This is a genomic window from Allobosea sp. FG18 (genome assembly GCF_057809495.1).
Genome location: NZ_JBMDKB010000009.1, coordinates 79,965 through 105,827, shown reverse-complemented (window position 1 = coordinate 105,827; position 25,863 = coordinate 79,965). Strand labels below are relative to the sequence as shown.

The window sequence follows — 25,863 nt, the reverse complement described above, 5'->3', positions numbered from 1 at the left end:
GTCACTCCGCCTGCCGGGCAGGCGCGAGCCCGGCGATATGGGCGATCAGGCGGTTTGCGACCTCGCCCTTCGGCAGGGTCGGCCAGGTCTCGACGCCGGTCGTCGTGACGAGATGCACGGTATTGGCATCGCCACCCATCACGCCGGTGCCGCCGACATCGTTGGCGACGATCAGGTCGCAGCCCTTCTTCGCGAGCTTGGCGCGGGCATAGTCGATCACGTTCCGCGTCTCGGCCGCGAAGCCGACGACCAGCGGCGGGCGCCCGTTCTTGCGATGCGCGATCGTTGCGAGGATGTCGGGGTTCTCGACCAGCGAAAGCGGCGGCAATGCCTTGCCGTCCTTCTTCAGCTTGTCGGAGGCCGCGTCGGCCACCCGCCAGTCGGCGACGGCAGCGGCGAAGATCGCGATATCGGCCGGCAGCGCCGTCTCGACCGCGGCGAGCATCTCGCGCGCCGATTCGACATGGATGGTCTCGACCCCCGCCGGATCGGGCAGGTTCACCGGCCCGCTGACCAGCGTCACGCGCGCTCCGGCGGCGGCGGCCGCGGTCGCGATGGCATGGCCCTGCTTCCCGGAGGAGCGGTTGGCGATGTAGCGCACGGGGTCGATCGGCTCATGCGTGGGGCCCGAGGTGATCAGCACATGCCGCCCGGCAAGCGAGCCTGTCGTAGGCTCGCCGCCCGGCAGCCGGCCGAGGAAGCCGATGGCGCGCTGGGCATTGGGCTTTTCGCCGGCGAGCGCGAGCTCGATCGCGGCGAGGATCTCCGGCGGCTCGGCCATGCGGCCCGGCCCGCTCTCGCCGCGCTCGGCCATGGCGCCGACATTGGGGCCGACGACGAGGATGCCGTCCTTCTCGAGCTGCGCCATGTTCCGGCGCGTCGCCGGGTGCTGCCACATGCGCGGGTTCATCGCCGGTGCGATCAGCACGCGCTTGTCGGTGGCGAGCAGCGCGGTCGAGGCGAGGTCGTCGGCATGCCCGTTCGCCATCTTGGCGATCAGGTCGGCGGTCGCTGGCGCGACCACGACGAGATCGGTCGAGCGCGAAAGCTGGATATGGCCGATATCAGCCTCATCCGTCAGCGAGAACAGGTCGGTGAAGCAGCGCTCGCCCGCCAGCGACGACACGGTGAGCGGCGTGACGAACTGCTCGCCGGCCTTGGTCACGATGCAGCGCGAGGCGATGCCGCGATCCTTCAGCCGGCGGATGACCTCCAGCATCTTGTAGGCGGCGATGCCGCCGCCGATGATCAGGAGAACGGAGCGGGAAGCGGACAAGGCGGCTCCTCGGGCAGCGCGGATGGCGAACGGCCCGTTACGTAGCATCTGCCGTGCCGCGCTGTCATGCGCCGCGCGTTGTCCGCCGTTCCTCAGTTGCGGGGCAGGTCCGGCACTTTATAGGCCGTCGTCGCCTTGATCCGCTCCATCGCGAAGCGCGAGGTGACGTTCTTGAGCGGGATCGTCTCGATCAGCTTCTTGTAGAAGCCGTCATAGGCGGCCATGTCGGCGACGACGACGCGCAGCATGTAGTCGACATCGCCCGCCATCCGGTAGAACTCCATCACCTCCGGCATCGCCGCGACCATCTGGGCGAACTTGTCCAGCCACGGGCCGGAATGATCCGCCGTCTCGATCTGGACGAAGACGGTGAGGCCGAGCCCGATCTTCTCCGGCGCCACCAGCGCCACCCGCTTCAGGATCACGCCGGCCTGTTCGAGCTTCTGGATGCGCTTCCAGCACGGGGTCTGCGAGAGCCCGACGCGGTCGGCGAGCTCGGCGATGGAAATATTCGCGTCCGCCTGGAGCACGGTCAGAATCTTGCGGTCGATGGCGTCCATTCTCTCAAGCTCGCTATCTGGAGAAATTCGTTTCGCAGACTTCGCACGAAAGAGACGAATTATCTTTTTCTAGCTGATCTATTGCATCAAGATAGAAAATCCTTTTCTCAGTCTGTCAATGGGGGCTCGTTTGGGCCTGCTTTTGAAAGGGGTTTGAACGATGGATCGCCGCCAGTTCCTCATCGCCGGGTCGAGCCTCGCGGCGGCCATGCCCTTCGCCGCCCCGGCTCGCGCCCAGAGCGTCGCGGCACGCGTCGGCTACATCCCGATCGTCGGCACGGCGCCGTTCTTCGTCGCCAATGGCGAGGGCTGGCTGAAGCAGGGCGGCATCGACGTTGCGGTCACCGTCTTCGAATCCGGCCCGAACATGATCCAGGCGCTCGCTTCCGGCACGATCGATGTCTATGTTGCCGGCGTCGCGCCGCTGGCCGTCGCCCGCGCTCGCGGCATCGACATCCGCGTCGTCGCCTCGACCGCGATCGGCGAGAATGTCGTGGTCAGCGCGCCCTCGCTCACCAAGTTCTTCACGCCCGGCACCAATGCCGCTGCGGCCTTCAAGGCGTTCCGCGCCGCCAATGGCAAGGCCGCGCGCCTCGCCACCCAGCCGGCCGGCTCGGTGCCCAACACGACGCTGCAATACTGGCTCTGGGAGGTCGCGAAGGTCGACAAGGCCGATGTCGAGATCGTGCCGATGGGCATCGACGCGACCCAGCAGGCGATCCTGGCCGGCGCGGTCGATGGCGGCTCCGTCCGCGAGCCGGCGCTGACCATCCTCCAGACCCGCAACCCGCAGATCAAGCTCGTCGCCGGTGGCGAGGAGGTCTTCCCGGGCCAGCCCGGCACCGTCGTCGCCGTCTCCGGCGCCTTCGCCACCAAGAACCCGCAGGCCGTGCAGAGCCTCGTCTCCGGCCTCGTCAAGGCTGCTGCGCTGATCAAGGCCGCCCCGAACAAGGCCGCCCCCCATGTCGGCGCCGCGCTCGGCAAGGGCATCGTCGATCCCGAGCTGATCCAGAAGGCGCTGGTCTCGCCGGCCAGCCGCTTCGAGATCGACCCGCGCAAGATCATCGAGCCGTCCCGTGCGATGCAGGCCTACCAGGTCAAGCTCGGTTCGCTGGAGAAGGAACTCCCCTTCGACGGGCTGTTCGAGACCCAGTACTACGAGCGCGCGATCAAGGCGGGCGGCTGATGCCGACCCTCATCGATGTCGTTGAGACGATGAAACGCGGGTCATCCCGAGCGACCGGAGGGAGACCCGGGATCCATGCCGGAGCATCCCCGAAGAAGGTTCAGGCATGGATCCCGGGTCTGCGCTTCGCTTCGCCCGGGATGACGGCGCGTTTACGAGCCAGAGGTTGAGTGGTTTGACGTTGCAGTCGCTGCGGGCTCCCGCCCTCGCCCTTCTGGGCCTCGTCGCCTTCCTCCTGCTCTGGGAGGCGATGCCCTATTTCGGACTGGTGAATCCGGCTTTCCTACCGGGGCCGAGCGCCCTGCCGAAGGCCTTCATGCGGGAGTTGTCTTCCGGCGCCTGGTTCGCGGCCATACTCGGTTCGCTCTGGCACTACTTCGTCGGACTGTTCGTCGGCGCCGGCCTCGGCATCGCCTTCGGCGTAGCTGTCGGCATGTCCCGCGTCGCCGAGGAGGCGACGGCCTGGGTCGTCCGGGTCCTACGCCCGATTCCCGGCCTCGCCTGGGTGCCCTTCGCCATCATCTGGTTCGGCGTCACGCCGGGCGCGGCGGTCTTCATCATCGCCATCGGCGTGTTCTGGATCGTCTTCTTCGCGGCGCAGGGCGCGATCCGCGGCGTCGACCGCGATCTCATCGAGGTCGCCGATGCCTTCGGCTTCCGCTCGCCTTGGGCTCGCCTGTTCAAGATCCTGCTGCCGGCGGCCTTGCCGGGCATCCTCGTCGGCATCAGGACGGCGCTCGGCCAGGCCTGGATGGCGGTGGTCGCGGCCGAGATCTTCGGCGTCGCCGGTGTCGGCCAGCGCATGATGCAGGCGTCCAGCCTGCTCGCGACCGATATCGTCGTGGTCTACATGCTGACGATGGCGGCGCTCTACGGCCTGCTCGACACCGGCTTCGTCGCCTTCCAGAAATGGGTGCTGCGTTGGAAAGCGTGATCGAGAAGAGTGCGATTGAGATTCGGGGCCTGTCGCTGACCTTCACCCGCGACGGCGAGGAGACCGAGGTCCTGCGCAAGCTCGACCTCTCGGTCGGGCGCGGCGAATTCTTGGCCATCGTCGGCCCCTCCGGCGTCGGCAAGTCGACCCTGCTGCGCGTCATCGCCGGCCTTGCCAAACCGAGCGGCGGCGAGGTCGTCATCGATGCGAAGGATCGGACGCGCCGGCCGGTCGCGCTGGTCTTCCAGGATTCGCGCCTGCTGCCCTGGCGCAAGGTCGTCTCCAATGTCGGTTTCGGGCTCGAGGGCCGCGCCCCGCGTGCCGAGCGCCTCGCCAAGGCTGCAGCCATGCTCGATCTCGTCGGTCTCGCGCCGCTGGCGCAGCGCTGGCCGCACCAGTTGTCCGGTGGCCAGCGTCAGCGCGTCTCGCTCGCCCGCGCGCTCGCCGTCGAGCCGGAAATCCTGCTGATGGACGAGCCCTTCTCGGCGCTTGATGCCCTGACGCGCGAAAACCTGCAGGACGAATTGATCCGCGTCTGGCAGCGCACCGGCAAGACCGTGCTCTTCGTCACCCATGATATCGACGAGGCTGCCTATCTCGCCGATCGCGTCGTGGTCCTGTCGGGTGCGCCCGGCCAGATCATCGCCGAGCACCGCATCGACGCGAGCCGCCCGCGCAAGCGCGGCGCGGCGGCGGAGGCTGAGATCGTGCGCGCGGTCCGCCAGGGCCTGGGCGCCGACATCGTCACGGATGGCGCCGCGATCTGACTGACCACGACCGTCATGCTCGCCCTTGTGGCGAGCATCCACGTCTTGAACACCGCCTTCGTTGAAGGAAGACGTGGATGGTCGGGACAAGCCCGACCATGACGGACATCGCGCCCTCCTCGATGGGGCGGCGACATCATGGCACGCTGCCTCTCAGGCGCGGATCGCCCAGAATGGCCCATGACCCCGCCTCACTGCCTTGTCATTGGCGGATGAAGGCGGATTGAGGCATGGGGTCCGGATGATCAGGGATTGCGACGGCATCATGCGGCTTCATTTCGGCAAGCGTTTCCTGCGTGGAGCGGCTTTGGCGCTGGGGTTGTTTGCGCCCGGCCTTGCGCTCGCCGCTGAATCCGCCGCCGTCATCTCGCCGCGCGTCACCGCGACCCTGCTGTCGAGCCGCGATGCGGTCGCGCCCGGCGAGCGCTTCAAGGTTGCGCTCGTCCAGAAACTCGCGCCGCATTGGCATACCTATTGGCTCAACCCCGGCGATTCCGGCGAGCCGACCCAGATCAAGTGGGATCTGCCGGCCGGCGCGAGCGCGGGCGAAATCCAGTGGCCGGCGCCCAAGGCGATCCGGGTCGAGCCCCTCGTCAATTTCGGCTTCGAAGGCACGGTCCTGCTGCCGCTCGAGATCACGGTTCCCGCCGATGCCAAGCCCGGCGAGAACTTTGCGCTGAAGGCCGAGGCGACCTGGCTCGTCTGCGAGAAGATCTGCATTCCCGAGGAAGGCTCCTTCTCGCTCGACCTCCCCATCGCCGCCGCGAGTGCGGTCGACCAGGCCGCCGAGGCGCGGATCGAGGCCGCCATCGCATCGTTGCCGAAGCAGGCTTCGTTCCGTGGCAAGCTCCGCGACGATGCCGGCAAGCTCGTGCTCGACCTGCCGGGCCTGCCGGCTGGCGCGGCCGATCTGCGCTTCTTTCCGATCTCCGACACGCTGATCGAGCATGCGGCCGACCAGCCCTTCGTGGCCGGCGACAAGCCCGTCCTGACGCTGACCCGCTCAAACGCCTTCAAGCTGGCGAAGCCTGAAATCTCCGGCGTGCTCACCTTCACGGAAGCGGGGGCGCCGAGGGCCGTGACCCTCCTCGCCGATGCCGATCCGGCCCTGATGGCGGCCGGTGGAGCAGCAACGCCTGAGGCTCGTCCAGCGGTGGTGCGGATTCCGATGCCGGCCGAGGGCGCCGACCTGACGCTCTGGGCAGCGCTGGCTTTCGCCTTCGCGGGCGGCCTGATCCTCAACCTGATGCCTTGCGTCCTGCCCGTTCTGTTCATCAAGGCGCTTGGCTTCGCGCAGCTCGCGCATCGCAATCGCTTGGAGGTTCGCGAGCAGGGCCTGCTCTTCATGAGCGGTGTGCTGCTGACCTTCCTGATATTGGCCGGTGCAGTGATCGCGCTGGGTAGCCTCGGCAGCAGCGTCGGCTGGGGCTTCCAGCTCCAGTCCCCGCCGCTCGTCATCGCGCTCGCGGTGGTGATGGTGCTGATCGGCCTCAACCTGCTCGGCGCCTTCGAGATCGGCACGTCCGTCACCGGTCTCGGCGATGGCCTCGCCGGCCGCGGCGGGCGGCTCGGCGCCTTCATGACCGGCGTGCTCGCGGTCGTGGTCGCGACGCCCTGCACGGCACCCTTCATGGGCGCGGCGATGGGTTATGCGGTCACGCAACCGCCGGCCGTCGCCCTCTCCGTCTTCATGGCGCTGGCGCTGGGCTTCGCCCTGCCGGTCGTCGCGTTGTCCTTCGCGCCCGGCCTGCTGCGCCTGCTGCCGAAGCCCGGCCGCTGGATGCTGGTGCTGAAGCAGGCTTTTGCCTTCCCGATGTTCGCGACGGCGATCTGGCTGATCTGGGTCGCCTCGGTGCAGAGCGGACCGCAGGGCGTGCTCGCCGCCCTGGTCGCGGTGCTGGCGGCAGGCTTTGCCGTCTGGCTCGTCGGCGTCACGCGCGGCTCTTTCGCACGCCGCGCCTTCGGCTCGGCTCTCGCGGCGCTGGTCGTGCTCGGCGCCGGCTGGTTCACTGTGCAGAACGCCGTTCCCGGCGCGGCGACCGAAGCGCGGGCCGGCGATATCGAGGCCTGGTCGCCCGAGCGGGTCGCGACCTTGCAGGCGCAGGGCAAGCCGGTCTTCGTCAATTTCACTGCTGCCTGGTGCATCACCTGCATCGCAAACGAGCGCGTCGCGCTCTCCCGGCAGGAGGTGAAGGACGCCTTCGCGAAGCTCGGCGTCGTCTATCTCAAGGCCGACTGGACCAATCGCGACAGCCGCATCGCCAAGGCGCTGGCCGAGCAGGGCCGCGCCGGCGTGCCGCTCTATCTGTTCTATCCCGCCCGCAAGGAGGCGCAGGCCGAGATCCTGCCGCAGCTTCTCACCGTGGATGGCCTGATCGCAGCGGCCGAACGCGCGGCCGGTCGCAACGCGAAGACGGCGGCGCTGCCTTAGGCAGAAGGCTCCGCAACCCGCCACCACGTCATTCCGGACAAGCCGCGAAGCGGCGCCGATCCGGAATCCATCGGAAAGCGGTCCCTTCGGTCGCCCGGAATGACGGCGTGAGAGAGGCCCGGATCAAACCCGCGTCCTGCGGACGGGAGGTGAGGTCTTCGACTACTGCGACCTCGGCCCGAGATCACGCGGGGCGGCGTTGATCGTGACGATCTGGCCGTTGCGCAGCTCCAGCACCGCAAGGCCGCGCTCGACCTGTCCGTCCGGGCGGAAGCGGAAGACGCCGTCCGCCCCGGCAAAGCCCGAGCCATTGGTCAGCACGGCCTCGGAGAAGCGCTGCGACCCTTGCGTGCGCGCCAGCGCCGCCGCCAGCGAGACCGCGTCATAGGCCAGCGTCGCGGTGCGGGTCGGGGCGCTGTTGAAGCGCTGCTGGTAGCGGCCGGCGAAGGCGTTGAAGCCGGCCGTATCGGGCGAGGCGAACCAGCCGCCCTGGATGCCCGCCACGCGGGCGATGCTGGCATCGTTCCAGACGCCGGTGCCGAGCGGCTTGACCTTGGCCGGATTGTAGCCGGCCTCCTGCAGGAGCTGGCCGAGCGTCGGCATCGTGTCGGCGGCGGCCGGCACGAACAGCGCATCGGCTTGGGCGAGCGACGGCATCAGGCGCTGGATTGCGGATTTCATCGCGGCCGGGTCCGAGCTGAAGCGCTCGATCGCGGCGACGCGCACGCCGCGATTGGCGGCGGCCTGCTGGAAGGCGGCCTCGACGACCTTGCCATAGGCGGTGTCCGGCACCAGCGCGGCGAAGGATTTGCGGCCCTGCTGGGCGGCATAGCCGATGACGCGGTTGACGTCGTTTTCGGGAGGGAAGGAGAGGAGATAGATGCCGCGCGAGGCGACGTTGGAATCGCTGGAGAAGGCGATGACCGGCTTGTTGGCGCCGCGCGCGACCTGCCCGGCCGCCTGGACGGAGGGCGCGAAGAGCGGGCCGACGATCAGTTCGGCCCCTTCCGACAGCGCTTCCTGCGCTGCGGCGCGGGCGCCTTCCGGCGTGCCGCGATCGTCCTTGACCAGCAGCGTCAGGTCGGCGTTCGGGAATTCGGCGAGCGCCATCTCGGCCGCGTTCTTCAGCGAATTGCCGACGACCGCGCCCTGGCCCTCGGCCGTGAGCGGCAGGATGAGCCCGACCTTGACCTTGCCGGTGCCGATGGTCTGGCCGGTCGGCGTGGCTCCGCCGGCTGTGGGCGCGCCCGAATCGAAGCCGGGCAGGCCCGAGGTGCCGCCGCTGCAAGCCGCGAGCGCGAGCGGCAGCAGGACGGCGAAGGCCCGTGCCTTGGACCGCAGAATCGGTGCGATATGCCGATGATGGAACACGGGCGATCTCCAGTCGTGACCGGGCCGGCCAAACGCGGCCCGGCGATGGGTCCTGCGGAACTGTTCTACCCCCGGACCTCTCGTGCCAGTCCGCAAGTCTATTTTCAAGTTGTTAACTATAGGTTGCAGGGGTCGGCGCGTGCCTTGCCATGGCGCGGGCGCGGCCGCTGTGGCAGCGTGACCGGATGTCGACCGATGCCGCCGCCCGCTCCCCCAGCTATACCGCCTTTGGTCTGAAGGCAGAGGCCGAGCCTCTGGCGCCGGGCCTGCACATCGTCGCGACGCCGATCGGCAACCTCCGTGATATCTCGTTCCGGGCGCTGGCGACGCTCGCCGCCGCCGATGCGATCCTGGCCGAGGACACCCGGACGTCGAAGACGCTGCTGGCGCATTACGGGATATCGACCCCGCTCCTGCCCTATCACGAGCATAATGCCGCGCAGATGCGCCCCAAGGTGCTGGCGAAGCTGCGCGAGGGCGGCAAGCTCGCCCTGATCTCGGACGCTGGTACGCCGCTCGTCTCCGATCCCGGCTACAAGCTCGTGGCCGAACTGGTGGCGGAAGGCCTGCCCGTCACCGGCATTCCCGGCCCCTCCGCCGTGCTGGCGGCACTCGTACTGGCCGGCTTGCCGACCGACCGCTTCTTCTTCGAGGGCTTCCTGCCGCCGAAATCGGGCGGGCGCCGCACCCGCCTGACCGAGCTGGCCGCGATTCCCGGAACGCTCGTCTTCTTCGAATCGCCCCGCCGCCTCGCCGAGATGCTGAGTGATGCAGCCGCCGTGCTGGGCGCGCGGCCGGGTGCGGTCGCGCGCGAGCTCACCAAATTCTACGAGACGGTCCGGCGCGGCACGCTTCCGGAACTTGCGGCCCATTACGAGAGCGAGGAAGAGGCACGCGGCGAGATCGTCGTGATCATCGGTCCGCCCGGCGCTGCCGAACTCGTCCCCACCGATGAGGCGATCGACGAGCGCCTGCGCGCGGCGATGGCAAAAGTCTCGCTGAAGGAGGCGGTTGCGCAGGTCGCGGCCGAGACCGGCCAGCCGCGCCGCAAGGTCTATGCCCGCGCGCTCGAACTCACCCGCGACGATCCGTGAGCAAGGCCGGCGCCGATCCGGGCGGGCGTAGCCGCAAGGCGAAGCGCTCCGGCCTGACCGGGCGCCGCGCCGAATGGCTGGCCATCCTCTGGCTCACCGCCAAGGGCTATCGCCTGCTGGAGCGGCGCTTCGGCGGCAAGGGCGGTGAGATCGATCTCGTGATGAAGCGCGGCCGCACCATCGCCTTCGTCGAGGTCAAGGCGCGCGGCCGGCTCGACGACGCCATGATCGCGATCACCGCGGAAAAACAGCGCTTGGTCGAGCGGCGAATCCGGCACTGGCTCTCGCGCAATCCCTGGGCCAGCGAGCATTTTCTGCGCGCCGATGCGGTCTTTCTGGCGCCCTGGCGCCGGCCGCGCCATGTTCCCGCCGCCTTCGCGCTTGTCCTGTGATGCAGGGCGCCCCACTTGCAGGAACCCGGTCCGCGGTCCGATAAGAACCGCCTGCCTGCAACAGGAAGCCTGTCATGAGCCTCAACGTCGCCATCCAGATGGACCCGATCGAGCGCATCCGGATCGCCGGGGATACCGGCTTCGCGCTGATGCTGGAAGCGCAGGCGCGCGGCCACTCGCTCTACACCTACACGCCCGACAAGCTCTCGATGCGCGACGGCAAGGTCACCGCGCCGATGCGCCCGGTGAAGGTGCGCGACGTCGAGGGCGACTATTTCACCGCCGGCGCCGAGGAGAAGGTCGACCTGTCGACGCTTGACGTCGTGTTGCTGCGGCAGGACCCGCCCTTCGACATGGCCTATGTCACCACGACCCATATGCTGGAGCGCATCCACCCGAAAACGCTGGTGGTCAATGATCCGACCTCGGTGCGCAATGCCCCCGAGAAGATCCTCGTCACGCATTTCCCGGAACTGATGCCGCCGACCCTGATCACCCGCGACAAGGCGGAGATCGAGGCCTTCCGCGACGAGCACGGCGAGATCGTCATGAAGCCGCTCTACGGTCATGGCGGAGCGACCGTCTTCAAGACAAGCAGGACCGACCCGAATTTCGGCTCGCTCTTCGATCTGTTCAGCAACCTCTTCCGCGAGCCGTGGGTCGTTCAGGGCTTCATCAAGGAGGTCACCGAGGGCGACAAGCGCATCATCCTGATCGACGGCAAGGCGGCGGGCGCCGTCAACCGCGTCCCGGCGGTCGGCGATCTCCGCGCCAACATGGTGCGCGGCGGCGCGGCGCGCCCGACCGACCTGTCGAAGCAGGAGCTCGCGATCTGCGAGGCGATCGGCCCGACCTTGCGCGAGCGCGGCCTGCTGCTCGTCGGCATCGACGTGATCCATGGCAAGCTCACCGAGATCAACGTCACCGCGCCGACCGGCGTGCGCGCGATCAAGAAGCTCGGCGGCCCGGACCTCGCGGCGCAGCTCTTCGATGTGATCGAGGCGAAGCGCTGAGCGACGCCTGTCAGTCGAGACCTTTGCGAAGGCCGCCACTTGTTGCAGCGTCAGCTTTCTCGCTGGCGCTGTTTTTCGTTTCGATCTTGTAGTTGCGCCACTTTCGCGCGTCTTGAACAAACGTGATCAAGGCCGTCAGGTTGTTGCCGTCACAGACGATATCCCAGCGCTCTTCATGGGATTTGGGCACACCGACGAATGGCGGCGGGTTGATCGCCTCCCTAGGCGTTTCCTTCACGACAGACGCTTTCAGAGTAGCCAGATCACACTGCTTTTTGTCGATGAGCGTGCGCGTGATGATCTTCTGTAGCGGGTAGGCCGCCTTCGTGCCGATCCTGTCGATGGCAGGGATGGAGTCCGTGCGTTCGGATGTTGGTATCGGAACGGAGCGAACGAACTCGATCATCTGCTGTTTGGTAACGGGCTTGGGAATATCGAGACGGAGGCGCTGGATCGCTTTCTCGCAGCCCATGGATTTGACCGCTTCGTCGAGTTGGCGGACCATTTCATTTCGATAGTTATCCATAGCCTTGCGGGCTTGAACGATACCGGTCGGGTTGCTGATACTGCTGACAAAATTGGCTTCACGTTCGTAGATGATGGCAATTGGCTCATCTAGATCCGCGACGTGAAAACCCTTCAACGCCTTCTCGACTTCCGACGAGCAGCTTCCTGTCAGAATGCGATAGCTTTCAAGCCGCTGCCAGGCGCTATCGAAAGCGTAGGCCGATGCTGTTGAAGTCCAGAACAGAACGCAAACGGCAAGTGTACGCATGACATGATGCCCAGTTCCAAGAATATGAGTGTCTCACAGCCGAGAGAAGTGCAGGTGAAGCGAGATCGCTCAATTTGAAGGAAGGACGTTTTTCCTTGCAGGTTGGAGATGTTGATCGCGTGTGAGAGCCTCTAATCCGCCCTGACATAGCCCTTCCAGCAGCGCCCGAGCGCGATCTCCCGCCGGCCCGTCAGGACCGGCGCGTAGATCCTGCGCAGGGCCTCGTTCGCGACCGTGACCGGGCAGAGCGGATAGAGCACGAGGTCGGCCTCGCGGGCGAGCGTGATCTCGGCGTCGTCAGGCTTCGGCACCGCCCGGAACGGGTCGGCGCCGATGGCGATGCCGCGCGGCGCGCTGCGGCCCATCACGGATGGGAAGGGATTGACGAAGTTGAGGCTCATGATCGTCTCGAAGCGTCGCCCGCTGGCCTGCTCATGCGCCAGGATCGCCGAAACGCCCTCGTCGACCGCCATCAGCCAGGACGCCTGGAAGTCGAGCTCCGAATAGAGCTGCGGATTCGGCAGCATCTCGCGGGCGGTGAACTCCCGGAAGGTCGCGGGATGGCTGGCGTAGATGTCGAGCATCGCGCTCGCGCGGTCCATGACGTTGGCGTGCTGCGAGACCAGCCCGAGTCGGCCGAGATGCTGGTTCGGCAGGGCGGCATAGCCAGCCTGCGCCATCAGGGCGCGTGTCCCGCGCTGGAGCACGGTTTCAGCGGGCGGAATCGCGGTCGCCGCGACGAGGCCGCAGACGACGAGCGCGCCGCGCCGGCCGCTGCCGAGCCAGCGCGACAGGATCACCAGAAGCACCGGCCAGATGAAGATGAAGGCCTGCCCGCCGGTGTTCTGGGTCTCGAAGAACAGCCCTGCCACCATGACGACCGCGAGCCAGGCGACATCACGGTCGAGCAGGCGGACGAAGCCGGCCGTGGACGGCTGGCGGCGCAGCGCAAGGGCGGCCTCCGCGATGTCGCGTCGGTCGAGCCAGAGCAGGGCGAGCCCGAGTGCCGTTCCGGCGCCGACGATGTCGAGATGCAGCGAGGCCGCCTGGACGAAGCGGGGCAGGATGCCGCCGGCATTGATCGCGACAAGCGCGAGGATGCTGTCGAGATAGGCGCTGACCAGCCCGGTCGCGAGTTCGAGGCCGAGCGCCGCCAGCCCGCCTGCGGCGGCGATCAGCAGGCTTTGGCGCCAGCCGATCCGCCCGGCCGCGAGTGCGAAGGCCGTGACGAGGCCGCCGGCAAGGAAGCCGGTGATCTTGATCAGGAACAGGGCGGTGAGTGTCCAGCCGATGACGGCGCCAAGCGCGGGGCCGCGCAGGAAGAGGAGGCCGGCGACCAGCACGTAGAGCACGATGCTGACATGCCGGTTGTAGATGCCGAACCCGTCCGTGCCCGGGAAGAAGGAATAGTGCTCGACATTGATCGGCAGGATCTGGAAGGCGAGATAAGGCAGGAGCAGCGCCATGGCCGTGGCGCGCGATTGCCGGCTGATGGCATGCAGGACCACGGCCATGGCCGGGGCTGTCACCGCGAACAGGCACCATTGCGCCGTGAGCAGCGGATGCGCGCGTGGGAACAGCGCGTCGAACCCGGCGAAGAGCCAATAGCCGAGCGGTCCGACCGGCGCGATGAAGTCGATCAGCGGGACCTGCCCGTCGCCGATCCGGTTGGCGGCGTCGAGATAGAGGACGAGGTCCCAGTACATCGGTCCGAGCGGCAATGTCAGGGGCAGCGTCAGCAGCAGCGCGCAGGCGAGGACGGCGGTGCCGAGCAGGCCGAGGGGCAAATTGGGAAGCCAGGTCGCTCGCGTCGAAACGGGTGTTCCGATCGTGCCACCGGCCTGCATCGCGCTCTTCCCCATCGCTGTCGATGGGGCTTGCTAGCAGCAACCGGTTAAGATCGACCTTCGTTCGTGCCCGTGCCGTTGAGTGGATTCGCCTCGTCCCAGCCATAGCGCAGCGTCTCGAAGCGCATCGCCAGCGAATCGAGCAGCAGGAGCTTGCCGACGAGCGGCTCTCCGAAGCCCGTGATGGCGCGCACCACCTCAAGCGCCATCATCGAGCCGATGATGCCGGGCAGGGCACCGAGCACGCCGGCTTCCGCGCAGGTCGGGATCGCGCCGGGCGGCGGCGCTTCCGGGAAGAGACAGCGCCAGGTCGGGTTCGGCTTTCCGTCCGGCCCGGTCTCATGGGCGCGGATCGTGGTGAGCGAGCCGTCGAAACGGCCGAGCGCGCCCATCACCACCGGCTTGTGCTCATGGAAACAGGCGTCGGAGACGGCATAGCGCGTCGCGAAATTGTCCGAGCCTTCGGCGACGATGTCGTAGAAGGCGATCAGCGCGCGGGCATTATGCGGATCGAGCCGCGTGACGTGCTCCTCGACCACGACATTTGGGTTGAGGTTCCGCACGAAGCGGGCGGCGGCGACCGCCTTGTGCGCGCCGATATCCTCGGTGGTGAAAATGGTCTGCCGCTGCAGATTCGAGAGCGAGACGATATCGTCGTCGACGATGCCGATCTTCCCGATCCCGGCCGCCGCCAGATACTGGATCAAGGGCGCGCCGAGCCCGCCGGCGCCTATGACCAGCACGCGCGCGTTCTTGAGCCGTTGCTGGCCCGGCCCGCCGATCTCCGGCAGGACGATATGGCGCGCATAGCGCTCGATCTCGTCGTCGTTCAGCATCATGGATCGCAGCCTAAGGCCGGCAGCGGTCCTTCGGCAATCGCCATCCCGGCTCGGCCGCACCCTCCCGACAAACATGACTTTTCGCCAGCTTGGCCGCGCGCCCGGGCCATGCCATCGTGCCGCGATCGAGGGCCGGACAACGGCGCCCGGCTATGACAGGGGATCTTTCGATGCGTTTGGGTTCTTTCGCGGCGGCTCTCGCCGGCGTTGCGCTTTCCACTGTCGCGGCTCTGGCGCAGCCGCAAACGATCAAGCCCGCGATCGTCTATGACAAGGGCGGCAAGTTCGACAAATCCTTCAACGAGGGCGTCTTCATGGGCGCCGAGAAGTTCAAGAAGGAGACCAATGTCGACTTCCGCGATTTCGAGCCGACCAACGATGCCCAGATCGAGCAGGCCCTGCGTCGCTTCGCCCGCGACGGCCATTCGCCGATCATCGCGGTCGGCTTCTCGCAGGCGACCGCCCTGCAGAAGGTTGCGGCCGAGTTCCCGAACCTGAAGTTCACGATCATCGACATGGTCGTCGAATTGCCGAACGTGCAGTCGGTCGTCTTCAAGGAGCATGAGGGCTCCTATCTTGTCGGCCTGCTCGCGGCGCTGGCCTCGAAATCGGGCAAGGTCGGCTTCGTCGGCGGCATGGACATCCCGCTGATCCGCAAGTTCGCCTGCGGCTATGTCCAGGGCGTCAAGGCCGGCAAGGCCGGCGCCGAGATCTTCCAGAACATGACCGGCTCGACCCCGGCCGCCTGGAACGATCCGGTCAAGGGCGGCGAGCTCGCCAAGTCGCAGATCGATCGCGGCGCCGACGTGGTCTATCACGCGGCGGGCGGCACCGGCATCGGCGTGCTCCGCGCCGTGGCCGATGCCGGCAAGCTCGGCATCGGCGTCGATTCCAACCAGAACGCCCTGCATCCCGGCAAGGTGCTGACCTCGATGCTCAAGCGTGTCGACACCGCCGCCTACAACTCCTTCAAGGCGGCGCAGGACGGCGCCTGGAAGCCCGGCGTCTCCGTGCTCGGCCTGAAGGAAGAGGGCATCGACTGGGCGCTGGACGACGCCAACAAGGCCCTGATCACGCCGGAGATGAAGGCCGCCGCCGACAAGGCCAAGGCCGACATCATCGCCGGCACCGTCAAGGTCCACGACTACATGTCCGACCAGAAATGCACGATGTGAGGCGCGGGCGGCTCCCTTGAGTTCTGAGCCCGCCATCGCGCTCACCGGCATCTCCAAGCGCTTCGGCCCGGTCGCCGCCAACAGGGACGTGTCCCTCTCGGTCGCGGCCGGCTCCATCCATGGCATCGTCGGCGAGAACGGCGCCGGCAAGTCGACGCTGATGTCGATCCTCTACGGCTTCTACGAGGCCGATGCCGGCGAGATCAGGATCGCGGGCGAGCCGCGCCGCATTCGCTCCCCGGCCGATGCGATCGCGGCCGGCATCGGCATGGTCCATCAGCACTTCATGCTGGTGGAGACGCTGAGCGTCGTCGAGAACGTCGTGCTCGGCGCCGAAGGCGGGGCTCTGCTCAAGGGCGGCGTATCGAAGGCGCGCGCCGCGCTCGCAAAACTCTCGCAGGACTATGGCCTCGCGATTGATCCTGACGCCATCGTCGGCGAACTTTCCGTCGGCCTGCAGCAGCGCGTCGAGATCCTGAAGGCGCTCTATCGCGGCGCCGAGATCCTGATCCTCGACGAGCCGACGGCCGTGCTGACGCCGGCCGAGGCCGACCAGCTCTTCGCCCTGCTCCGGGCGCTGAAGGCGCAGGGCAAGACGGTGATCCTGATCACCCACAAGCTGCGCGAGATCATGGACGTGACCGACCGGGTCTCGGTGATGCGCCGCGGCGAGATGGTCGCCCATGTCGCCACCGTCGAAACCTCGCCGCCGGCTCTGGCCGAGGCGATGGTCGGCCGGCGCGTGCTGCTGCGTGTCGAGAAGGAACCGCGCGAGCGCGGCGCGCCGGTGCTGGAGGCGGTCGGCCTGTCCTGCCGCGACGGGCGCGGCACCGAGACCCTGAAGGATGTCAATCTCACGCTCCATGAAGGCGAGATCGTCGGCATCGCCGGGGTCGCCGGCAACGGCCAGAGCGAATTGCTGGAGGTGCTGGCCGGCCTGATCCAGCCGAGCCGCGGCGTGATCCGGCTGGGCGGGCAGATTCTTGCCACCGCTGATCGCCATCCGGCGCGGCTGCGCGATCTCGGCCTGATGCATATCCCGGAGGATCGCCACCGCAGCGGCCTCGTCACCGCCTTCTCGGCCGCCGAGAACGCCATCCTCGGCTACCAGCACGACCCCGCCTTCGGCTCCGGCCCGCTGCTCTCGCCGGCCCGCATCGAGGCCCATGCGCGCGAGGCCTTCGCGGCTTATGACGTGCGCCCGCCCGATCCGGCATTGAAGACGGCGAAATTCTCCGGCGGCAACCAGCAGAAGATCGTGCTCGCCCGCGAGATCGAGCGAGGCCCCAAGGTGTTGCTGGTCGGCCAGCCCACGCGCGGCGTCGATATCGGCGCGATCGAGTTCATTCATCGCCGGCTGGTCGCGCTGCGTGATCAGGGCGTCGCGATCCTGCTCGTCTCGGTCGAGCTGGAGGAGGTGATGGCGCTCTCCGACCGGATTATCGCCATGTGCGGCGGCCGGATCACCGGCGAGCGGGTCGCTGAACAGGCCGACGAGCGCGATCTCGGCCTGCTCATGGCCGGCGTCACGGACGAGGCCGCATGAGCGCCGCCCCCGTCGAATTGCCGCGCTGGGCCGATATCGCGCTGGTGCCGCTGGTTTCGGTCGTGGCGGCGCTCCTCGTCGCCGGGCTCGTCGTCATCGGCATCGGCGAGAACCCGCTGGAGGCAACCGCCCTGCTGTTGCGCGGCGCGCTCGGCAGTGCGGAGGGCATCGGCTTCACGCTCTATTACGCCACGAACTTCATCTTCACCGGGCTCGCGGTCGCCGTCGCCTTCCATGCCGGCCTGTTCAATATCGGCGGCGAGGGGCAGGCGACGGTCGCCGGCATCGCCATGGCGATCGCCTGCTTCGCGCTTCCCACGCTGCCCGGTTTCCTTGCCGCGCCTTTCGCGATCCTGGGAGCGGCAGCGGGTGGCGCGTTCTGGGCTTTCATTCCCGGCTGGCTCCAGGCCAAGCGCGGCAGCCATGTCGTCATCACCACGATCATGCTGAACTTCGTCGCTGCGACGCTGATCGTCTATCTCTTGCGCGAGGTCATCGGCAAACCCGGCTCGATGCAGCCGGAGACGCCGGATTTCCCGGCCGGCGCCATCCTGACGCCGATGCATCAACTGCTCGCGCCGCTCGGCCTGAAACTGCCCTCGACGCCGTTGAACAGCGCCTTCTTCCTCGCCCTGATGGCGCTCGCCGCCGTCTGGCTGCTGATCTGGCGCACGCGGCTGGGCTATGCGATCCGCACCGTCGGCGCCAATCCGCGCGCCGCCGCCTATGCCGGCATCTCGCCGGCTGCCGTCACCATGGTCGCGATGGCGATCTCGGGCGCGCTGGCTGGCGGGCTCGCGGTCAACGAGGCGCTCGGCGTCCAGCATCGGCTCGTGCTCGATTTCACCGCCGGCTACGGTTTCGTCGGCATCGCGGTCGCGCTGATGGGGCGCGGCCATCCGGCCGGTGTCGGTCTCGCCGCCCTGCTCTTCGGCGTGCTCTACCAGGGCGGCGCCGAGCTCTCCTTCGACAAGCCGGCGATCACCCGCGACATGGTCGTGGTCATCGGCGGCGTGCTCGTGCTCTTCGCCGGGGCGCTGGATGGGCTGTTCCGGCGGTTGGTGGCGGTCGTGCTTGGGATGGGGCGGACACCATGACGGCGCGAGCCCCTTTGTCATTCCGGGGCGATCCGCAGGATCGAACCCGGAACCCACGACCGGGTGAGCCCGCCTGCCGCCGTTCCGAAAGCGCGCGCCCAGCCGTGGGTTCCGGGTTCTTCGCTGCGCGAAGCCCCGGAATGACAAGGGGGAGCAACTGACGATGGAGCTGCTCCAGCTCATCGCCGTCGTGCTCGATTCGACGATCCGGCTGTCGATTCCGCTGATCTGCGCGGCGATGGCGGGCTTGTGGTCGGAGCGGGCCGGCGTCGTCGATATCGGCCTCGAGGGCAAGATGCTCATCGCAGCCTTCGCCTCGGCAGTCGCGGCCTTCGTCACCGGCTCGGCCTGGATCGGGCTTGGCGCCGGCATCCTCGCCGCCTTGGCGCTGGCGCTGGTCCATGGCTTCGCCGCCATCACCTGGCGCGGCAACCAGATCGTCTCCGGCGTCGCCATCAACATGCTGGCGGCCGGACTAACCGTCATTCTCGGCAATGCCTGGTACGGGCAGGGCGGACGCACACCCTCGCTGGAAGGCCCGGCCCGCTTCGGCGAGATCACCCTGCCCTTCGCCCGCTGGACCCGCGAAAACGTGCCCGGGCTCGGCCTGATCTATGACGAGGTCGTCTCCGGCCATGGGGCGCCCGCCTATCTCGCCCTGCTCTGCGTGCTCGTCACGGCCTTCGTCCTGAAGCGCACCCGCTTCGGCCTGCGCATCCGCGCCGTCGGCGAGAACCCGGCAGCGGTCGATACGGCCGGCATCTCGGTCGCGGGCTTGCGCTACGGCGCTGTCGCGATCTGCGGCCTGCTCTGCGGCATCGGCGGCACCTATCTCGCTGTGGCGCAATCCGCCGGCTTCCTGCCGCATATGACGGCGGGGCGCGGCTTCATCGCGCTCGCCGCCGTGATCTTCGCCAATTGGCGGCCCTGGCCGGCGCTCGGTGCCTGCCTGCTGTTCGGCCTGCTCGATGCCGTCGCGATCAGGCTCCAGGGCGTGACATTGCCCGGCATCGGCCTCGTGCCGGTGGAAGCGATCCAGGCCTTGCCCTATCTGATGACCATCGTCCTGCTCGCCGGTTTCATCGGCAAGGCGACGCCGCCCAGGGCCTCTGGCCTGCCCTATGTCAAGGAACGCTGATTTGCCGGCCGCTCCCGATTTCGAGGCCCTGTTCGCTGCCGCCGCCGCCATCCAGCCGCGCGCCTACGCGCCCTATTCGCGCTTCAAGGTCGGCGCCGCGCTGCTGGCCGATGACGGCGCGGTCCATGCCGGCTGCAATGTCGAGAACGCCGCCTATCCGGTCGGCTCCTGCGCCGAGGCCGGGGCGATCGCGGCGATGGTCGCGGCCGGTGGCCGCGCGATCCGGGCCGTGCTGGTCTTCGGCGAGGGCGCCGAGCTGGTCACGCCCTGCGGTGCCTGCCGCCAGCGCATCCGCGAATTCGCCGCGCCGGAGACACCGGTCGCGATCGCCGGGCCCGAGGGCATCCGCGCGCGCTTCACGCTGGAGGAGCTGTTGCCAGCCTCCTTCGGACCGGCCAATTTGCCGCGGTGATTTGGGGCCGCCCGCTGCGGCCAGGGGAGAGCATGCATGGCGGCCGATCCGACCCTTGACGCGGTGGCATCCATCCTGACGGACCGCGGCGTCGAAGCGATCGATTGCGCGATCGTGCTCGGCACCGGCCTTGGCGCCGTCGCCGAGGATATCGAGCATGCCGTGCGCATTCCCTATGCCGAATTGCCCGGCTTTCCCCGCGGTGAGGTTTCCGGCCACGCGCGCCAGCTCTGCTATGGCACGCTGCATGGTCGGAAGGTGCTGATTTACGAGGGCCGTGCCCATTATTACGAGGGCGGCGATTCCGCCGTGATGCGCGTGCCCCTCGGCGTGCTCACCGCCTTCGGCTCGCCGCCCCTGATCCTGACCAATGCGGCGGGCTCGCTCTCGCCGGAGATGCGTCCGGGCAGCCTTGCGCTCATCACCGACCATATCAACCTGAACGGCCCCAACCCGCTCGTCGGCGACAAGGGTGACGGACGCTTCGTGCCGATGGTCGACGCCTACGATCCGCATCTGCGCGGCCGCTTCAAGCGTGCAGCCCAGAGGGCGGCGATCCCGCTCGGCGAGGGCGTCTATATGTGGTTCACCGGACCGAGCTTCGAGACGCCGGCCGAGATCCGCATGGCGAAGATCCTCGGCGCCGATCTCGTGGGTATGTCGACCGTGCCGGAGGTGATCCTGGCGCGACGCTACGGCCTGCGCGTCGCCGGCCTGTCGATCGTCACCAATATGGGTGCAGGCCTCCTTGGCGGCACGCCGCACCATGCCGAGACGCGCGATGTCGCGGGCCTCGCGGCGGGCGCGCTCAGGCGCCTGCTGCGCGCCTTCCTGTCGGAGTTGTAAGCCATGTCCGATGCCGATCTCGCCCGGCGCGCGCTCGCGTTGCTCGACCTCACCGATCTCGCCGACGATGCCACGGAGGAAGGCACGCGCGATCTCTGCCGCCGCGCCGTCTCCGGCCCCGTGCCGGTCGCTGCCGTGTGCCTGTGGCCGCGCTTCGTCGCGACAGCGCGAGCGGAACTCGGCGACGGCCCCGTCCGCATCGCGACGGTCGTTAACTTTCCCGATGGCGACACGCCGATCGCCCCGGCGATGCGCGAGACGGAAGAGGCACTCGCTGCCGGTGCCGACGAGATCGACCTCGTCCTGCCCTGGCGGGCCGTCCTTGCCGGGCAGACCACGGCGGCGGCAGCGATGATCCGCAACGTCAAGGGGCTTTGCGGCGAGCGGCGGCTGAAGGTGATCCTGGAGACCGGCGAGTATCCCGATCTCGACAAGGTCAGGACCACCTCGGAGCTCGCCATCGCGGCCGGCGCCGATTTCATCAAGACCTCGACCGGCAAGACCGCGCATTCGGCCAGCATCCCCGCCGTGCGCGTGATGCTGAGCGTCATCGCGGGCACCGCCCGTCCCATCGGGTTGAAGCCCTCGGGCGGCATCCGGACGCTCGCCGACGCCAGAAGCTATCTCGACCTAGCCGACGCGATCATGGGGCCCGACTGGGCCTCGCCGACAACCTTCCGCTTCGGCGCCAGCGGCCTCTACGGCGCGCTCGTCGCGGCTATTGATGGCGCCGGGCCCGATGCCGCGCCGCGTGGGAGCTATTGATGCGCCTGACCCAGGAGATTATCGCCGCCAAGCGCGACGGGGCGGAACTGTCCGAGGCCGATATCCGCCAGCTCATCGCCGGGCTGCCGGACGGTTCGGTCAGCGAGGGCCAGGCCGCCGCCTTCGCCATGGCGGTCTATTTCAACGGCATGAACGAGCGCGAGCGCGTGGCGCTGACACTGGCCATGCGCGATTCCGGCACGGTGCTGCGCTGGGACGACCTGCCCGGTCCCGCCCTCGACAAGCATTCGACCGGCGGCGTCGGCGATACCGTGAGCCTGCCCTTGGCGGCGGCGGTCGCGGCCTGTGGCGGCTATGTCCCGATGATCTCAGGCCGCGGCCTCGGCCATACCGGCGGCACGCTCGACAAGCTCGACGCGGTCCCGGGCTACGTCACGCAACCGGGCATCGACCTCTTCCGCAAGGTGGTGCGGGAGGCGGGTTGCGCCATTATCGGCCAGACTGCCGATCTCGCCCCGGCCGACAAGCGCCTCTATGCCATTCGCGACGTCACCGCGACGGTCGAGACGATTCCCTTGCTGGTCTCCTCGATCCTGTCGAAGAAGCTCGCCGCCGGCCTGCACGGCCTCGCCATGGACGTGAAATTCGGCTCCGGCGCCTTCCTGCCGGATTACGGCAAGGCGCAGGCCCTGGCGCGGGCCCTGGTCGGCGTCGCCAACGGCGCGGGCCTGCCGACCACTGCGCTCCTCACCGACATGAGCGAGCCGCTCGCCTCCGCCGCCGGCAATGCGCTCGAGGTCGCCTATGCCCTCGACCATCTCACCGGGCGCCATCGCGAACCGCGCTTCCACGAGGTCACGGTCGCGCTCGCCGCCGAGATGCTGCTGCTCGGCAAGCTCGCGCCGGATCTCGACACCGCCCGCGCCAAGATCGAGCAGGCTTTCGCCTCCGGCGCCGCGGCCGAACGCTTCGCCCGCATGATCGTGGCGCTCGGTGGCCCGGCGGACCTGCTGGAGGCGCCGCAGAAGCACCTCGTCGCCGCGCCGGTCGTGAAGCCGGTCCATCCCGAAACGGCCGGGACTGTCGCCTCTGTCGACACACGCGCCGTCGGCCTCGCGGTCGTGGCGCTCGGCGGTGGCCGCGTGCGCCCGCAGGACCCGATCGACCATGCCGTCGGCATCGTCGGGCTGGCGGGGATCGGCGATGCGGTGGGGCCGGATCGGCCACTCGGCATCGTCCATGCCCGCAATGAGGCCGGTTACCAAGCGGCGAGCGAGCGCTTGCGCAAGGCCTATCGGATCGGAGACGGTGCGGCGCGCGGCCCGCTGGTCGCGGAACGGGTTACGGAGAGGGTTACGGGATGAGTCTGCTTCTGGCCATGACGGGCTGGCATGTCGAGGATTGGCGCGCGCGCTTCCAGGCGCTGCTGCCGGATATGCCGATCGTCGTCCTCGGCGAGCCCTTCGACCGTCGCGCCGTCCACTACGTCGCGAGCTGGAAGCACCCGCCCGGCAGTCTGACGGGCCTGCCCAATCTCGCCGCGATCTTCTCGCTGGGCGCCGGCGTCGACTTCCTCTTCGCCGACGACAAGCTGCCCGAAGTGCCGATCGCCCGCATCGTCGACCCCGACCTGACGACGCGCATGAGCGAGTACATCGTCCTGCATTGCCTGAGCTATCTGCGCCAGCAGCGCCGCTATGACAGCCAGCAGCGCGAGAAGCTCTGGGACGACGACCGCAACCAGCCGGCCGCCCGCTCGGTCCGCGTCGGCATCATGGGGCTGGGCGAGCTCGGCCAGGACGCGGCGCGCAAGCTCGCCGTCATGGGCTTCGACGTCGCCGGCTGGAGCCGTTCGCCCAAGACGATCGAGGGTCTCCAGACCTTCTCCGGCGAGGACGGCATGAAGGCTTTCCTGGGCCGTACCGACATCCTCGTCAGCCTGTTGCCGCTGACCCCGGACACGCGCAGCATCATCAATGCCGGGATGCTCTCGGGCCTCGCGCAGGACGGGCGCCTCGGCGGGCCGTTCCTGATCAATGCCGGGCGCGGCGGCCTGCAGGTCGCGGACGATATCCTCGCCGCGCTCGATGCCGGCACGCTCAAGGGCGCGACGCTCGATGTCTTCGAGGTCGAGCCGCTGCCGGTGGAGTCGCGGCTCTGGAGCCATCCGGGCGTGACGGTGACGCCGCATAACTCGGCGATGTCGGAACCCGCCGCGATCGCCACGGCGATTGCCATGCAGGTCGGACGTCTGGAAGCCGGAGAACCGCTGATCAACGTGGTCGATCCGGCGCGGGGATACTGAGCGCTAGGGCATCGGCCCGAAAAGTGGGGCCCGGTTTTCGGAAAATGCCGATGCAAAAACGAAAAACCAGATCATCGGACTGAATATCTCATTCGGTCTGATGATCTGGTCCGGCAACCGTCACGGAACGGTCGCCGGGCTGTCGTCGCAGCGCAATCGAGACGGGCGAAGCGAAGGCTTCGCTTCATCCCGGAGTATTCCATGCGCCTGCCGATCATTGCCACCCTGTTGCTGTCCTCGACGATTCTCGCCGGAGCCGAGGCGCCCCAGAAGGAATTCCCCGCCAAGCTCGTCGGCCAAGCCCTGCTGCCGGCGAACACCATCATCCCGGCTCCGGCCGATGCGCCGGCCGATCTCAAGATCTCCGGCAAGTTCGTCACGCCCGGCAAGCGCGTCGAGGCGGTCGGCACCGTGATGGGCACCTCGGGCGGACGCCCGACCGGGCTCTCCACCCCCTTCGCCGGCCAGCCCGTGCAGGGTTTTTCCGGCATCCGCTCGCTGGGGAATGGCGAGTTCCTCGTGCTGACCGATAACGGCTTCGGCGCCAAGGCGAATTCGCCGGACGCGATGCTGTTCTTCCATCGCCTCAGGGCCGATTTCGGCAAGGGCGCGGTCGAGCGTCTCTTGACCACCTTCCTGCACGACCCCGACAAGAAGGTGCCGTTCCGTATCGTCCAGGAAGGCACGGAAAAGCGCTACCTGACCGGTGCCGATTTCGATCCTGAATCGATCCAGCCGATCGGCGGCAAGTTCTGGATCGGCGAGGAATTCGGCCCCTATCTCATCCGCGTCGACGCCACCGGCAAGGTCGAGGCGGTGTTCGAGACACAGGTCGACGGCAAGCCGGCCCGCTCGCCCGACCATTACGCCATCACCACGCCCGGCGCGCCCAATGCTCCCATGCCGGCTTTCAACGTGCGCCGTTCCAAGGGCTATGAGGGCATGGCGCAGTCGCCGGATGGCCGCTTCCTCTATCCGCTGCTCGAAGGCCCGCTCTGGAACGCCGAAACCAAGGGCAACGAGGAGGTCGATGGCAAGGAAGTGCTGCGCATCCTCGAATTCGATGTCGCGGGCGAGAAGTGGACCGGCCGCTCCTGGTTCTATCCCCTTGAGCAGAAGGGCAATGCCATCGGCGATTTCAACATGATCGACGGCTCTACAGCGCTGATCATCGAGCGCGATAACGGCGAGGGCACCGCCGACAAGGCTTGCGCTGCTGGCCAGAAGGGCCCCGACTGCTTCCACGACCTCGCCAAGTTCAAGCGCATCGTGAAGATCGAGTTGACCGAGGCGAATGTCGGCAAGCCCGTGCGCAAGATCGGCTTCATCGACCTCATGAAGATCGCCGATCCCGACGGCAAGGCGAAGCAGGGCGCCATCGACGGCGTGCTGCCCTTCCCGTTCTTCACCATCGAGAACGTCGACGTGGTCGATCGCGCCAATGGCATCATCGTCGTCGGCAACGACAACAACTTGCCTTTCTCCTCCTCGCGCGATCCGAAGAAGGCCGACGACAACGAACTGGTCCTGCTTTCGGTCAAGGACCTGCTCGACGCGAAGTGAATTCACTCACCGCGGTTCGGTCGTGCCGCCGCGCAGAAGACATCGCTGCACAGGTGACGGGCTTCGGTCGGTCACCTGTCGTTCCCAATATGTTCTTGAAATATTATCGACCTGATCGTATAATAATCGGGACCTGGCGCCTCATGCGCGAGGCGTAGTGGTTGGATGATCGTCACCGATGGAGGTGATCATGATGACCTCGAATATGAAGACCGGACGGACGCAGGACTGGCTTAACCTGATCCTCGCCGCGCTGCTGTTCTTCTCACCCTGGTTCATGGGCTATACCGGCGATGTGATGCCGGCGCGCAATGCCTGGATCGTCGGCGCTGTGCTCGCATTGATCGCGATCGCCGCGATTTCGGCCTTTGCCGAATGGGAAGAGTGGCTGAACCTCGCGCTCGGGCTCTGGTTGGTGGCCTCGCCCTGGATGCTCGGCTTCACGACCCATCTCCACGCGTTCTGGAGCCATCTCCTGGTCGGTTTGCTGATCGCGGGGATTTCGGCCTGGGCAGTGTGGGATTATCGGCACGAGCCGCACGCGACGGCTTGAGCAGCTTGCTCTGCTCC

24 protein-coding genes are annotated in these 25,863 nt (G+C 67.8%); 18 read left to right on the top strand and 6 right to left on the bottom strand.

Annotated features, from left to right (window positions below; genetic code table 11):
- Position 1: 1 nt before the first annotated feature.
- Both ACODTJ_RS12195 and ACODTJ_RS12190 read right to left on the bottom strand, forming a co-directional pair.
- A complete protein-coding gene (locus ACODTJ_RS12195; protein ID WP_454654241.1) occupies positions 2 to 1,324 on the bottom strand; it encodes a phosphopantothenoylcysteine decarboxylase domain-containing protein in 1,323 nt (440 codons plus the stop codon).
- Positions 1,325 to 1,368: 44 nt separating this feature from the next.
- Complete coding sequence (locus ACODTJ_RS12190) at positions 1,369 to 1,836, bottom strand: Lrp/AsnC family transcriptional regulator (protein ID WP_454035061.1); 468 nt, start codon at positions 1,834 to 1,836, stop codon at positions 1,369 to 1,371.
- A gap of 160 nt (positions 1,837 to 1,996) precedes the next feature.
- Between ACODTJ_RS12190 and ACODTJ_RS12185 the strand changes: the two genes are divergently transcribed.
- From ACODTJ_RS12185 to ACODTJ_RS12170, 4 genes are all read left to right on the top strand, one after another.
- Positions 1,997 to 3,022 carry an ABC transporter substrate-binding protein gene (locus tag ACODTJ_RS12185; RefSeq protein ID WP_454654240.1) on the top strand — a complete coding sequence of 342 codons (1,026 nt, stop codon included), beginning with the start codon at positions 1,997 to 1,999 and terminating at the stop codon, positions 3,020 to 3,022.
- Between the two features lie 250 nt (positions 3,023 to 3,272).
- A complete protein-coding gene (locus tag ACODTJ_RS12180; RefSeq protein ID WP_454658903.1) occupies positions 3,273 to 3,956 on the top strand; it encodes an ABC transporter permease in 684 nt (227 codons plus the stop codon).
- Positions 3,956 to 4,723, top strand: coding sequence for an ABC transporter ATP-binding protein (locus ACODTJ_RS12175; protein ID WP_454658902.1), 768 nt, complete (start codon positions 3,956 to 3,958; stop codon positions 4,721 to 4,723). Before ACODTJ_RS12180 ends, ACODTJ_RS12175 begins: the two co-directional genes overlap by 1 nt.
- A gap of 265 nt (positions 4,724 to 4,988) precedes the next feature.
- A complete protein-coding gene (locus tag ACODTJ_RS12170; protein ID WP_454654239.1) occupies positions 4,989 to 7,154 on the top strand; it encodes a protein-disulfide reductase DsbD family protein in 2,166 nt (721 codons plus the stop codon).
- Between the two features lie 162 nt (positions 7,155 to 7,316).
- On the opposite strand, the gene ACODTJ_RS12165 is transcribed toward ACODTJ_RS12170, so the two are convergent.
- Positions 7,317 to 8,525, bottom strand: coding sequence for a penicillin-binding protein activator (locus ACODTJ_RS12165; protein WP_454654238.1), 1,209 nt, complete (start codon positions 8,523 to 8,525; stop codon positions 7,317 to 7,319).
- Positions 8,526 to 8,710: 185 nt separating this feature from the next.
- Here ACODTJ_RS12165 and rsmI point away from each other — a divergent pair, with 185 nt between their 5' ends.
- From rsmI to gshB, 3 genes are all read left to right on the top strand, one after another.
- Positions 8,711 to 9,619, top strand: a complete 909-nt coding sequence (gene rsmI / locus ACODTJ_RS12160) for a 16S rRNA (cytidine(1402)-2'-O)-methyltransferase (RefSeq protein WP_454654237.1) — start codon at positions 8,711 to 8,713, stop codon at positions 9,617 to 9,619.
- Positions 9,616 to 10,011: a YraN family protein gene (locus tag ACODTJ_RS12155; RefSeq protein WP_454654236.1), complete on the top strand. Its 396-nt coding sequence runs from the start codon at positions 9,616 to 9,618 to the stop codon at positions 10,009 to 10,011. Before rsmI ends, ACODTJ_RS12155 begins: the two co-directional genes overlap by 4 nt.
- 74 nt (positions 10,012 to 10,085) lie before the next feature.
- A complete protein-coding gene (gene gshB, locus ACODTJ_RS12150; RefSeq protein WP_454654235.1) occupies positions 10,086 to 11,024 on the top strand; it encodes a glutathione synthase in 939 nt (312 codons plus the stop codon).
- A gap of 10 nt (positions 11,025 to 11,034) precedes the next feature.
- On the opposite strand, the gene ACODTJ_RS12145 is transcribed toward gshB, so the two are convergent.
- The 3 genes from ACODTJ_RS12145 to ACODTJ_RS12135 all read right to left on the bottom strand — a co-directional run bounded on the left by ACODTJ_RS12145 (position 11,035) and on the right by ACODTJ_RS12135 (position 14,485).
- Positions 11,035 to 11,799 carry a hypothetical protein gene (locus ACODTJ_RS12145; RefSeq protein ID WP_454654234.1) on the bottom strand — a complete coding sequence of 255 codons (765 nt, stop codon included), beginning with the start codon at positions 11,797 to 11,799 and terminating at the stop codon, positions 11,035 to 11,037.
- 131 nt (positions 11,800 to 11,930) lie between these two features.
- Positions 11,931 to 13,646, bottom strand: coding sequence for a hypothetical protein (locus tag ACODTJ_RS12140; RefSeq protein WP_454654233.1), 1,716 nt, complete (start codon positions 13,644 to 13,646; stop codon positions 11,931 to 11,933).
- 47 nt (positions 13,647 to 13,693) lie between these two features.
- Positions 13,694 to 14,485 carry a HesA/MoeB/ThiF family protein gene (locus tag ACODTJ_RS12135; RefSeq protein WP_454654232.1) on the bottom strand — a complete coding sequence of 264 codons (792 nt, stop codon included), beginning with the start codon at positions 14,483 to 14,485 and terminating at the stop codon, positions 13,694 to 13,696.
- A gap of 170 nt (positions 14,486 to 14,655) precedes the next feature.
- Here ACODTJ_RS12135 and ACODTJ_RS12130 point away from each other — a divergent pair, with 170 nt between their 5' ends.
- From ACODTJ_RS12130 to ACODTJ_RS12080, 11 genes are all read left to right on the top strand, one after another.
- Positions 14,656 to 15,660, top strand: coding sequence for a BMP family lipoprotein (locus ACODTJ_RS12130; RefSeq protein WP_454654231.1), 1,005 nt, complete (start codon positions 14,656 to 14,658; stop codon positions 15,658 to 15,660).
- 16 nt (positions 15,661 to 15,676) lie between these two features.
- Positions 15,677 to 17,206 carry an ABC transporter ATP-binding protein gene (locus tag ACODTJ_RS12125; protein ID WP_454654230.1) on the top strand — a complete coding sequence of 510 codons (1,530 nt, stop codon included), beginning with the start codon at positions 15,677 to 15,679 and terminating at the stop codon, positions 17,204 to 17,206.
- A complete protein-coding gene (locus tag ACODTJ_RS12120) occupies positions 17,203 to 18,303 on the top strand; it encodes an ABC transporter permease (protein WP_454654229.1) in 1,101 nt (366 codons plus the stop codon). Before ACODTJ_RS12125 ends, ACODTJ_RS12120 begins: the two co-directional genes overlap by 4 nt.
- A 163-nt stretch (positions 18,304 to 18,466) precedes the next feature.
- Positions 18,467 to 19,441 carry an ABC transporter permease gene (locus tag ACODTJ_RS12115; protein ID WP_454654228.1) on the top strand — a complete coding sequence of 325 codons (975 nt, stop codon included), beginning with the start codon at positions 18,467 to 18,469 and terminating at the stop codon, positions 19,439 to 19,441.
- A 1-nt stretch (position 19,442) separates the two neighbouring features.
- Complete coding sequence (locus ACODTJ_RS12110) at positions 19,443 to 19,853, top strand: cytidine deaminase (protein ID WP_454654227.1); 411 nt, start codon at positions 19,443 to 19,445, stop codon at positions 19,851 to 19,853.
- Positions 19,854 to 19,889: 36 nt separating this feature from the next.
- The gene (locus ACODTJ_RS12105) at positions 19,890 to 20,699 is read left to right on the top strand and encodes a purine-nucleoside phosphorylase (protein WP_454654226.1); all 810 of its coding nucleotides are present in this window, start codon (positions 19,890 to 19,892) and stop codon (positions 20,697 to 20,699) included.
- A gap of 3 nt (positions 20,700 to 20,702) precedes the next feature.
- Positions 20,703 to 21,464, top strand: a complete 762-nt coding sequence (gene deoC / locus ACODTJ_RS12100; protein ID WP_454654225.1) for a deoxyribose-phosphate aldolase — start codon at positions 20,703 to 20,705, stop codon at positions 21,462 to 21,464.
- Positions 21,464 to 22,789, top strand: coding sequence for a thymidine phosphorylase (deoA, locus tag ACODTJ_RS12095; RefSeq protein ID WP_454654224.1), 1,326 nt, complete (start codon positions 21,464 to 21,466; stop codon positions 22,787 to 22,789). Before deoC ends, deoA begins: the two co-directional genes overlap by 1 nt.
- On the top strand, positions 22,786 to 23,730 hold the full coding sequence (locus ACODTJ_RS12090; protein WP_454654222.1) for a 2-hydroxyacid dehydrogenase: 945 nt from the start codon (positions 22,786 to 22,788) through the stop codon (positions 23,728 to 23,730). The genes deoA and ACODTJ_RS12090 overlap by 4 nt, the downstream gene beginning before the upstream one ends.
- A gap of 201 nt (positions 23,731 to 23,931) precedes the next feature.
- Complete coding sequence (locus ACODTJ_RS12085; RefSeq protein ID WP_454654220.1) at positions 23,932 to 25,293, top strand: esterase-like activity of phytase family protein; 1,362 nt, start codon at positions 23,932 to 23,934, stop codon at positions 25,291 to 25,293.
- Between the two features lie 190 nt (positions 25,294 to 25,483).
- Positions 25,484 to 25,846 (top strand): SPW repeat protein, encoded by a 363-nt coding sequence (locus tag ACODTJ_RS12080; protein ID WP_454654219.1) that lies wholly within the window; start codon positions 25,484 to 25,486, stop codon positions 25,844 to 25,846.
- Positions 25,847 to 25,863: the final 17 nt, after the last annotated feature.